This window comes from Waterburya sp. (assembly GCF_058530065.1).
The window spans coordinates 1-8,843 of sequence record NZ_JBZNBU010000255.1 but is presented as its reverse complement, the minus strand read 5'-3'; the positions used below and the strand labels follow the sequence as shown (position 1 = coordinate 8,843).

Sequence of the window (8,843 nt, the reverse complement as noted above, 5' to 3'; positions counted from 1 at the left end):
TCAATATAATCAAATCTAAAAAAATCACATATAGCTTCACAAAGCTTGGTTAAAGTTACCTGTCGGGTAATAATAAAGATCGACCGAATTTAAGTAGATATTCCTGTTGTATGGTGCAAGCAGACAAAAAAACCCAAGAGCCAGAAACGCCCGTTAAATTTGACTTAAACAGTTATTTAAAAGAGCAAAAAACTCTAGTAGAAGCAGCTTTAGATAAATCCATTGCGCTTGCCAGACCAGAAAAAATCTACGAAGCAATGCGCTATTCTCTGCTAGCTGGCGGCAAACGCTTGCGTCCGATTCTTTGCTTGGCAACTGCTGAGTTGACTGGTGGAACAAGAGAAATGGCAATGCCTACTGCTTGTGCTTTGGAAATGATCCACACCATGTCTTTAATTCACGACGATTTGCCAGCCATGGATAATGATGATTTTCGTCGCGGGAAACCTACCAATCACAAAGTATATGGCGATGATATTGCTATTTTGGCAGGAGATGGCTTGCTGGCTTATGCTTTTGAATATGTAGCTACTCAAACTAACAATGTCGCTCCAGAAAACATTATTAGGGTCATAGCTTGCTTGGGACGTACTGTTGGTGCTGCGGGTTTGGTTGGCGGACAGGTGTTAGATTTAGAATCGGAAGGGAAACCAGATATAACAGCGGAAACTTTGAGCTTTATTCACACTCATAAAACAGGAGCGTTATTAGAAGCTTCCGTAGTGACAGGAGCGATGTTAGCCAATGCTTCTCAAACAGAAATCGATCGCCTTTCTCAATACGCTCAAAATATCGGTCTGGCTTTTCAGATAATTGATGATATTTTAGATATTACAGCGACAGACGAGCAGCTAGGTAAAACTGCTGGTAAAGATTTGGCAGCACAAAAAGCTACTTATCCTAGTCTGTGGGGTTTGGAAAAATCTCGCCTCAAAGCTCAAGAACTGGTAGATAGTGCGATCGCACAGCTATCAATTTATGGTGCTAAAGCAGAACCATTAAGAGCGGTAGCTAACTACATAGTAACTCGCGATCGCTAAGACATAACATCTTTTGATTAACAACATTTTCTAGACAAAAAAGACATAACCATGCAGGAAGTTGCCGATCTCATACACAATCAGATACTAATGGTGGCACTCTTAGCCTGTATTACAGCACAAGGGTTAAAGTTAGTTATCGATCTTTTTAGAAGTCGCAAATTAAATGTAACTTATTTAATGTCCCCTGGAGGTATGCCTAGTGCCCATTCTGCTTTGGTAGGAGCGTTAGCTACCAGTGTTGGCTTAACAAAAGGTTTGTCTTCTGCTGAATTTGCGATCGCCTGTCTGTTTGCCATTATCGTCATGTATGATGCTGCGGGAGTACGTCAAGCAGCGGGTAAACAAGCTAAAATTCTCAATCAATTAATTGATGAATTGTTCCAAGAAGAACACAATTTCAACGAGGAAAGATTGAAAGAATTACTCGGACACACTCCTTTTCAGGTTTTAGTAGGTTTGAGTCTTGGTATTAGCATTGCCATGATATTTTCTAAATATGTTTGGGTTACTAGTTAAGATCGCTGAAAGTTAATTAGATAGGACAAGTTGTGTAGACGTTAGACATATACTCATAACTCACTACTCACTACTTTCTTAAAAGTCTCCTTCTGCTACTTGAAAAACCGTTAAACCCAAGCTGCGCCACATATCGACAACTTGCTGGCGATCGTCGAGAATGAAAGAAATATTGTATTGATCTCGAACAAAGTTTTCATATAACTCTTGCTTGATAGTAGAGTCTTTTCTCATATCGCCAGTTTTACGCATATGAATATGTTGGTATTTCACCCCATGTTTGTGCAACCAAGCTTCGGTCTTTTCTTTACCATCGTCAGTACGTCCAGACATAATAATAATCGTTCTGCTATCTTGCCATTTGTGAACGGTTTCTAAGACAGGATAATTCGGCAAATCTAAATCGCAACGAGACACATCAAAAGGACTGCGATCGCCCATAATAGCTAATGTACCATCCAGATCGACAATAATGGCATCGGGTAAATCGGGATTATAAACAATCTGAGGCGTAACTTGCGATCGCACAAATTGATTGTACATCTTCATAATTACGTCTTTTCCTACTGAATTTGGTCTTAATAAGTCTCGACGAATACATTCTTCAAGGGGAACTTTTAAAAAAGAATCGTTAACAATTACTCTGGCTTTTCCCTTAACCAATTCAGAAATGCGATCGATATTACTACCGAAGTTAGTATCATCTACCACTACGTGCTTACCTGCTTCTAGTGCCATTAAAATTGTTGTATCTCGCAACTTACGGATAAACTTTTCATTTCCTTTCGACCAATAGGAAGCGTGTGCCATTTGCCTTAATAAATCCTTATTTGTTCTCACCCATCGACCAGGATTTGCGAGTAGTAATTCTTTGGCAAAGCTGGATTTCCCCGATGCTGGCAATCCTTGTAAAATTAGTACTTTTTTCATTTATTAGTTAGTTGTTAGTAGGGGCGAACGGCGGTTCGCCCGTACGGTGGTTAGTTGTTAGTCACCCCGTCACCCCGTCTCCCAGTCACCCAGTCTCCCAGTCAATCTCAACCAGCACATTAAATACCTGATGACTAAGTTATCCAAGTTCTCGAAAATCAATATTCAACAAACTTTCTAGCTTAGGAATTGAGGTTTTGGCTAGGGATTCGCGAACGCTGTTGGTTTTTCCCGCACGCAATGAAAACAAAATTCCAGAACAGTTTAAATGTTTGACAGCTAAGGCAAAATCCTTTTGTACGGGAATATGGCGATACTTTTGATATGACTCTTCAATTTCTTCAACCAAAGCATTGTATTTAGTTTCTATTTGTTGATAGAGTTCGCGCCATTCGGGATAGTAATTTAAAAATTCTTCTCCTTCATTGGTAGCCACAATTTCTAACATTCTTCTAGTAGAAAATCCCGTTCTTAGATGAGAAATCGCTACATATTGGGGGGATTTTACTTTAATCCGTTGAAAGTTGCGATCGCAAATAATATAGCCTTCGGAAGTCATCGGATCTAATTCGTTAGTTAGAGCGATAATTTCCTTTAAAGTTTGCAAAGGATAGGTTTTAACCAATCGCCAATTATATTTGTTTGCCCAGATCTGGGGCTCTGCTTCCTGCAAACTAACTTTATCCCGAACTCCATGCAACACTAATTTATTGCAGTCGTGTCTGACCACAATACGGTTATAAGGAGTCATCAACTCGAACATAAAACAATAATTTGTTTCTATTGGCAACTGATAATCTAATTCTTGCCAAACTTTCCAAAATAATTGGGCAAAACTATACTTAAATCCTCCTACTTCTCCTGCTGCATCTGCCATCCCGCTAGACTGCACTCGCCATTTTCCTTCATAGTAGAAAAGCGTCATCAACGAGCCATCTAACTTGTCATAAACCTTTGCCGTATCCCAATCTAACTTAGGTGCATGACATTCTCCGTAGTTAAAAAATTTATCGTAGGGATAGGAAACAATCTCCCAATTATTAACTTCATCCAAAATAATCCCCCGACATTGCTGGACGATCTTCTCTCCCATCGGCGATTCTAATTGCGAATATTTAAGACAGACTAAATTTTCAATCTCGCTGTGACGATTGACTTTAATATTGTATTCCTGAGTTAAATTTTTCAGTCCTTGAGTTCTCAAATAGTTCTGTAATTCCATCGTTGATTGTGGAGATTGAATAAACTGACATCGGATTTTTTGAATGCTTAAGGTATTATATCAAAATACATTATCAGAAAATCTAAAGCATAAAATTTTTATTTTGTATCTAAAATCTCACCATTTTTTACAAAAGTTAATATAATGACTAAAGAAGTATAAGTAGATGTGCTTAACAAAATGGAAAGTATTCAAATTCCCTGGCTCACTGCCATAATCCTCTTGCCTTTAGTAGCGTCGGCGATTATTCCCCTAATTCCCGACAAAAATGGCAAGACAGTTCGTTCATACGCTCTTGGTGCTGGTTTGGTCAATCTAACCTTGATGGTTTGGGGGTTTTGGGAAAATTATCAACTGGACAATACTGGATTTCAACTGCAAGAAACTTATGCTTGGATTCCTCAAATAGGACTAAATTGGTCTGTTGGGGTAGATGGTTTATCAATGCCTTTAATTTTGCTTTCGGGTTTAATTAGTACCCTAGGGATTTTGGCTTCTTGGAAAGTAAACCGCAAGCCCAAACTATATTACGCCCTGATTTTAGTTTTATACAGCGCGCAAATTGGCGTCTTTGCCGCCCAAGACTTATTACTATTCTTCCTGATGTGGGAGATAGAATTAGTCCCCGTATACCTCTTAATTTCTATATGGGGTGGCAAAAAGCGTCTTTATGCTGCCACTAAATTTATCTTATACACTGCACTAGCATCGATTTTTATTCTAGTAGCAGGATTAGCCCTAGCTTTTTACGGCGACAACACTACCTTCAACATTGCGGAATTGGGACTTAAAGAATATCCTTTGTCTTTGGAATTATTAACCTATGTCGGATTCCTAATTGCCTTTGGTGTAAAACTTCCAATCTTCCCCCTTCATACTTGGCTACCCGACGCACACAGCCAAGCTTCCGCACCAGTTTCGATGATTCTGGCGGGAGTCTTACTAAAAATGGGTGGATATGGTTTGATTCGCTTCAATATAGAAATTTTGCCCCACGCCCACATTAAATTTGCTCCCTTACTAGTAATCTTGGGAGTAATTAACATCGTTTACGGCGCATTTACCGCTTTCGCTCAAACTAACCTCAAGCGTCGTCTGGCTTCTTCTTCCATCTCTCACATGGGCTTTGTCTTAATTGGAATTGCTTCCTTTACAGATTTGGGTTTAAACGGAGCAATGTTACAAATGCTATCTCATGGCTTGATCGCAGCCGCATTATTTTTCCTCTCTGGCGCGACTTACGATCGCACTCACACTTTGATGATGGACGAAATGGGCGGTATGGCGCAAACAATGCCCAAGACTTTTGCGATGTTTACTACGGGTGCAATGGCTTCTTTGGCTTTACCTGGCATGAGTGGTTTTGTGGGAGAATTAACCGTCTTTCTAGGAATTGCTACCAGCGATGTTTACAGTCAAGCTTTTAAAGTAGTTATAGTCTTCTTAACCGCAGTCGGTTTGATTTTGACTCCTATTTACCTGCTTTCCATGTTGCGAGAAGTATTTTATGGCGAAACTAACGAAAATCTTAAAATAGATTCTTTCCAAGCAGACGCTCAACCCCGCGAAATCTTTATCGCTACCTGTTTGTTGCTTCCTGTAATTGGTATTGGTTTATATCCCAAACTGGCTACTACCACCTACGATTACAAAACTACAGAAATAGCCGATAAAACTCGCTCGGCTTTACCCGTAATCGTACAGCAGCAAACCACTAACAACGATTATGGTTTTATTTCTGCTTTACCCACTCCCCAAGAGAGTATTGCTTTAACCGCACCTCAGATTATTGATTAGAATACTTTCCTTAAGCACATAATTAACTAGGAGATACTTACAGTTTTTATAGCTGGTAATGTCTCCTAATTTTTTTAGTATCCAATACCCACTGATTAATTCATATCTAAGTGTAAAACAGGAAAAAAGAGAAAGACAAGAGTTAGAAAGAATTCACGAAGCAGCGAGCCTAAACACAGATGTTTATTCGGTAGGATATTTCGATGGATTAATAGGGGATAAACCCTCTAATCCAGAGCAACACAGCTATTGGGCTGGATATCAAATAGGCAGTCGGGAATACTGGGCAAAAAAACTTGGAGTGACGATACCAACAGAATTCTAAAGGGAGATCGCCCTAGCTGTTAGCTTTTAGCTATCAGCTATTAGTAAGCAGTACTACTCAAGATAACCAGTGCTGCTTACTGAAGAGAACGCCACAGAAACAAATTACCGAGTTTTTAAAATGAATACACCCCAGAAGCAGGGAGAGATGGTAAGTGCTGCTCAAGCTCAGATATCTCCCGTATACAGTCGTGCGATTGCCCAGACAGCATTACACTACAAAATGACAATTGCCACCGAATAAATGGGAGGTGGGAGATAATGAGCATCTTAGCGACATCACCCACATCTACCCGTCATTTCGATATGGGAATAGCAGAGGCATTAGGGGATGTAAATGCAGCGATCATAGTACAACAGCTTAACTATTGGATGGAAAAAGAAGGAGTAGGAGTAATCATCAATGGAGTGAAGTACGTCTACAACACTTTTGTATACTGGGTAAATAGCCAATTCAAATGGCTTAGTGTATGGCAATTCAGAAAAGCAATGAATATATTGCGAACGCTCGGTATTGTGAAAGTAGTTAGATACAGATCGAGAGAGTGGAATCAGACAAACTACTACACCTTAGATCGAGATCGCCTAAACGATTATCTGAATAATCAAATAGCTGAAGCGAGAAAGGACTTGTCCGCATCTGTTGCTCTTGCGCCTAACGGCGTCCTAAAGGATACCGCTCCGCATAACGCGAGCTTCCCCGCTGAAACCATTGAAATGGTCGAGATGTGCAATACCCCACCTCAAGGTGAGAAATACCAAACTCTCAATTTGCGCTCTAGTGACATCTCATTAAATGAATCAAAGATTACTAATAAAACAAGAATCAACGCAAGATAAGTCAAACCCTAATGAAGAAAAGAAAATCACTAAAGTTGATTATATAGTCAATAAAGATTGGAGTAAGTTAATTCCTTTGATAGATAGTGCGGGAGTACCGATTAATAGGACGATAAAAGATTTATTGAAACTGTACCCAGCAGAAAAAGTGGAAAGTGCGATCGCATTAGTAAGGGCGAGGAAGCGAGAGCAGCACATTCCAAACCCTTCAGGGTATTTCGTATCAGCACTTAAAGGAGATTGGGGGACGAAGAATTTAGTGTCTGAGGAGGAAGGCGATCGCCAAACTCAAGAAATAGACAAAGCTACAATATTTCGCCATTGGTATGACTTAGCTAGAGAATTGGGCTATTGCTCTGGACAGGAGATGAGAGAAGGAGAACAGTGGGTTATCTTATCTGGAAGTTGGGAAAAGTGGGAGGATGCGGTGAATCGCGGTTACTCCTTGGATTACTTGAAAAAGATAATCAAGCGGAATCAAGGGCAGTAAAGAACTGATATCTCAAGTTGAGATAAAATAGGAAAATGCACTTAATAACCAAGAAAACTTTAAAGATTTTCTGGCAAGAAAATCCAGATAGTAGAACAGCTTTAGAAAGATGGTCGAGGATAATCGAGAAGAATAATTTTGATAATTTTAGTCAATTGAGAGAAACTTTTCCGAGTGCAGATCTGGTAGGAAAATTGACAGTATTCAATATTGGAGGAAATAAATATCGGTTAATAGCAGCAATACATTTCAATCGTCAGAAAGTATATATACGAAACGTATTAACCCATAAAGAGTACGATAAAGGAGAGTGGAAAGAATGACAGTAATAGCAGCAGAACTAAAAAAACAATGGGTAGAAATAGCACCATTACTAACTATTAGAAATGAACAAGACTATGATGCTGCGGTAGAGAGATTAAATGCCTTACTAGATGAAGTGGGAGATGATGAAGATAATCCACTCTACAGTCTTTTAGATACCTTGGGAATAATCATAGAAGCCTATGACAATGAAAACTATTCAATACCATCTTCAGGTGGTGTGGATGCTCTAATTTATTTGATGGAAGAACACTCTTTGTCTCAGTCAGAGCTACCAGAAATAGGCTCTCAGGGAGTGGTATCAGAAATACTGAGTGGCAAAAGAAAACTAAATGTTAGACAAATAGAGGCATTAGCCCTCAAGTTTAAAGTATCACCAGCAACATTTTTTGACTAGTCCTGAGTCTCAAAAATGACTACTTGAAGAACGGTCGCATCGTTACAAGTGGGTAAAAAAGACAATCTAATCATCGATTTGAGAATCAATGAGGTCGATGAGCCACTGATTACGGCTTTTAATGTCGTGTTGTTCTAAATAACTGTCGAGACGGTCGCGCCAAGAGCGATCGCAGCGAATGCGGATCTCAACGGGATCATCATACTTTTGGGGTTGTCCGCCTCGACCTTTATAATATTCTCCTCGTTTGCCAATTCCATCTAATATTTCTCCAGAATTACAATCATAAGTTTTGGCAATCTTGAGCAGAGCAAGAATGAAACTTTGAGTTTTATCCTTTCCCATCACCTCGAATATAGACTGAAGCTCAGGCATTTGCAAAATATCATTGAGCATATAGCTGCCTTGATGATTAGACATAGTGATTTAGAATGCAGACATAAAACATAATTACTAAAATCAAAATATCTTTAATTGACTAAAAAATCAATAAAAATAATATTTCCTCTATTATCTGAAGTAGACAATAAAGCTAAATTAGGAATAATAAGATGTTGAGGGTCAGTTGAGAGAATGTGTGTAGTGGCGTGTCTGAAATTTAAGTAGTGGCTGGATGAGAAGAGAGGCATCTTCAGTAAGATTCCACTTTCTAGCCAAAGGCTCAACACTGATTGAAGATGGTGGAGATGGCAAAGTGTTCTTCAGAGAAAGCTTGACATCGGCGACTATAGCCATCAGTTCGAGCTTTCTGCGATCGCCAACACAATTAAATCTCATTAAATGATCGAGTAAATAGCCAGCTTTTTGCAGTTCTTCATGCCAAATTCCTAAAGCAATGAGTTTCAACATGGACTAGAAGAATTAAAAGTAGCGGAAAAAACAGATTCACACATAAGAGTAAATGAATTAAGGAGATTAAGAGTCAAAGAAGTCAAGGTATCTAGACTTATAGATATCTTT

General features: G+C 39.2%; 13 protein-coding genes. 9 read left to right on the top strand and 4 right to left on the bottom strand.

Going from position 1 to position 8,843, the window contains the following annotated elements; all coding sequences use genetic code 11:
• Positions 1-110: 110 nt before the first annotated feature.
• Together crtE and AC33VI_RS15220 are read left to right on the top strand one after the other, a co-directional pair.
• Positions 111-1,040, top strand: a complete 930-nt coding sequence (gene crtE / locus AC33VI_RS15225) for a geranylgeranyl diphosphate synthase CrtE (protein WP_491783118.1) — start codon at positions 111-113, stop codon at positions 1,038-1,040.
• Between the two features lie 51 nt (positions 1,041-1,091).
• Complete coding sequence (locus AC33VI_RS15220; RefSeq protein WP_491783117.1) at positions 1,092-1,559, top strand: divergent PAP2 family protein; 468 nt, start codon at positions 1,092-1,094, stop codon at positions 1,557-1,559.
• Between the two features lie 78 nt (positions 1,560-1,637).
• On the opposite strand, the gene AC33VI_RS15215 is transcribed toward AC33VI_RS15220, so the two are convergent.
• Both AC33VI_RS15215 and AC33VI_RS15210 read right to left on the bottom strand, forming a co-directional pair.
• A complete protein-coding gene (locus AC33VI_RS15215) occupies positions 1,638-2,489 on the bottom strand; it encodes a phosphatase domain-containing protein (protein ID WP_491783116.1) in 852 nt (283 codons plus the stop codon).
• Between the two features lie 139 nt (positions 2,490-2,628).
• Positions 2,629-3,711 carry a T4 RnlA family RNA ligase gene (locus AC33VI_RS15210; RefSeq protein ID WP_491783115.1) on the bottom strand — a complete coding sequence of 361 codons (1,083 nt, stop codon included), beginning with the start codon at positions 3,709-3,711 and terminating at the stop codon, positions 2,629-2,631.
• A gap of 180 nt (positions 3,712-3,891) precedes the next feature.
• On the opposite strand from AC33VI_RS15210, the gene AC33VI_RS15205 reads away from it, so the two are divergent.
• From AC33VI_RS15205 to AC33VI_RS15175, 7 genes are all read left to right on the top strand, one after another.
• Positions 3,892-5,508, top strand: coding sequence for an NAD(P)H-quinone oxidoreductase subunit 4 (locus AC33VI_RS15205; RefSeq protein WP_491783114.1), 1,617 nt, complete (start codon positions 3,892-3,894; stop codon positions 5,506-5,508).
• A 58-nt stretch (positions 5,509-5,566) separates the two neighbouring features.
• On the top strand, positions 5,567-5,833 hold the full coding sequence (locus AC33VI_RS15200) for a hypothetical protein (RefSeq protein ID WP_491783113.1): 267 nt from the start codon (positions 5,567-5,569) through the stop codon (positions 5,831-5,833).
• Between the two features lie 120 nt (positions 5,834-5,953).
• On the top strand, positions 5,954-6,076 hold the full coding sequence (locus AC33VI_RS15195; RefSeq protein WP_491783112.1) for a hypothetical protein: 123 nt from the start codon (positions 5,954-5,956) through the stop codon (positions 6,074-6,076).
• 17 nt (positions 6,077-6,093) lie between these two features.
• Complete coding sequence (locus tag AC33VI_RS15190) at positions 6,094-6,672, top strand: hypothetical protein (protein WP_491783111.1); 579 nt, start codon at positions 6,094-6,096, stop codon at positions 6,670-6,672.
• A complete protein-coding gene (locus AC33VI_RS15185) occupies positions 6,629-7,162 on the top strand; it encodes a hypothetical protein (protein WP_491783110.1) in 534 nt (177 codons plus the stop codon). Before AC33VI_RS15190 ends, AC33VI_RS15185 begins: the two co-directional genes overlap by 44 nt.
• Positions 7,163-7,197: 35 nt before the next feature.
• Entirely contained in the window at positions 7,198-7,485 is a 288-nt protein-coding gene (locus AC33VI_RS15180; protein ID WP_491783109.1) for a type II toxin-antitoxin system HigB family toxin, read from the top strand.
• Positions 7,482-7,883, top strand: a complete 402-nt coding sequence (locus tag AC33VI_RS15175) for a helix-turn-helix domain-containing protein (RefSeq protein ID WP_491783108.1) — start codon at positions 7,482-7,484, stop codon at positions 7,881-7,883. Before AC33VI_RS15180 ends, AC33VI_RS15175 begins: the two co-directional genes overlap by 4 nt.
• Positions 7,884-7,949: 66 nt before the next feature.
• Here the strand turns inward: AC33VI_RS15175 and AC33VI_RS15170 are convergent, their stop codons facing one another.
• Both AC33VI_RS15170 and AC33VI_RS15165 read right to left on the bottom strand, forming a co-directional pair.
• A complete protein-coding gene (locus tag AC33VI_RS15170; RefSeq protein WP_491783107.1) occupies positions 7,950-8,303 on the bottom strand; it encodes a hypothetical protein in 354 nt (117 codons plus the stop codon).
• A gap of 141 nt (positions 8,304-8,444) precedes the next feature.
• Positions 8,445-8,732 carry a hypothetical protein gene (locus tag AC33VI_RS15165; protein ID WP_491783106.1) on the bottom strand — a complete coding sequence of 96 codons (288 nt, stop codon included), beginning with the start codon at positions 8,730-8,732 and terminating at the stop codon, positions 8,445-8,447.
• Positions 8,733-8,843 lie beyond the last annotated feature (111 nt).

Coding starts and splice junctions, on each gene's coding strand:
- AC33VI_RS15205 (WP_491783114.1), top strand. CDS start 3,892: ATGGAAAGTATTCAAATTCCCTGGCTCACTGCCATAATCCTCTTGCCT.
- AC33VI_RS15170 (WP_491783107.1), bottom strand. CDS start 8,303: ATGTCTAATCATCAAGGCAGCTATATGCTCAATGATATTTTGCAAATG.
- AC33VI_RS15185 (WP_491783110.1), top strand. CDS start 6,629: ATGAATCAAAGATTACTAATAAAACAAGAATCAACGCAAGATAAGTCA.
- AC33VI_RS15210 (WP_491783115.1), bottom strand. CDS start 3,711: ATGGAATTACAGAACTATTTGAGAACTCAAGGACTGAAAAATTTAACT.
- AC33VI_RS15165 (WP_491783106.1), bottom strand. CDS start 8,732: ATGTTGAAACTCATTGCTTTAGGAATTTGGCATGAAGAACTGCAAAAA.
- AC33VI_RS15200 (WP_491783113.1), top strand. CDS start 5,567: ATGTCTCCTAATTTTTTTAGTATCCAATACCCACTGATTAATTCATAT.
- AC33VI_RS15175 (WP_491783108.1), top strand. CDS start 7,482: ATGACAGTAATAGCAGCAGAACTAAAAAAACAATGGGTAGAAATAGCA.
- AC33VI_RS15215 (WP_491783116.1), bottom strand. CDS start 2,489: ATGAAAAAAGTACTAATTTTACAAGGATTGCCAGCATCGGGGAAATCC.
- AC33VI_RS15220 (WP_491783117.1), top strand. CDS start 1,092: ATGCAGGAAGTTGCCGATCTCATACACAATCAGATACTAATGGTGGCA.
- crtE (WP_491783118.1), top strand. CDS start 111: ATGGTGCAAGCAGACAAAAAAACCCAAGAGCCAGAAACGCCCGTTAAA.
- AC33VI_RS15195 (WP_491783112.1), top strand. CDS start 5,954: ATGAATACACCCCAGAAGCAGGGAGAGATGGTAAGTGCTGCTCAAGCT.
- AC33VI_RS15190 (WP_491783111.1), top strand. CDS start 6,094: ATGAGCATCTTAGCGACATCACCCACATCTACCCGTCATTTCGATATG.
- AC33VI_RS15180 (WP_491783109.1), top strand. CDS start 7,198: ATGCACTTAATAACCAAGAAAACTTTAAAGATTTTCTGGCAAGAAAAT.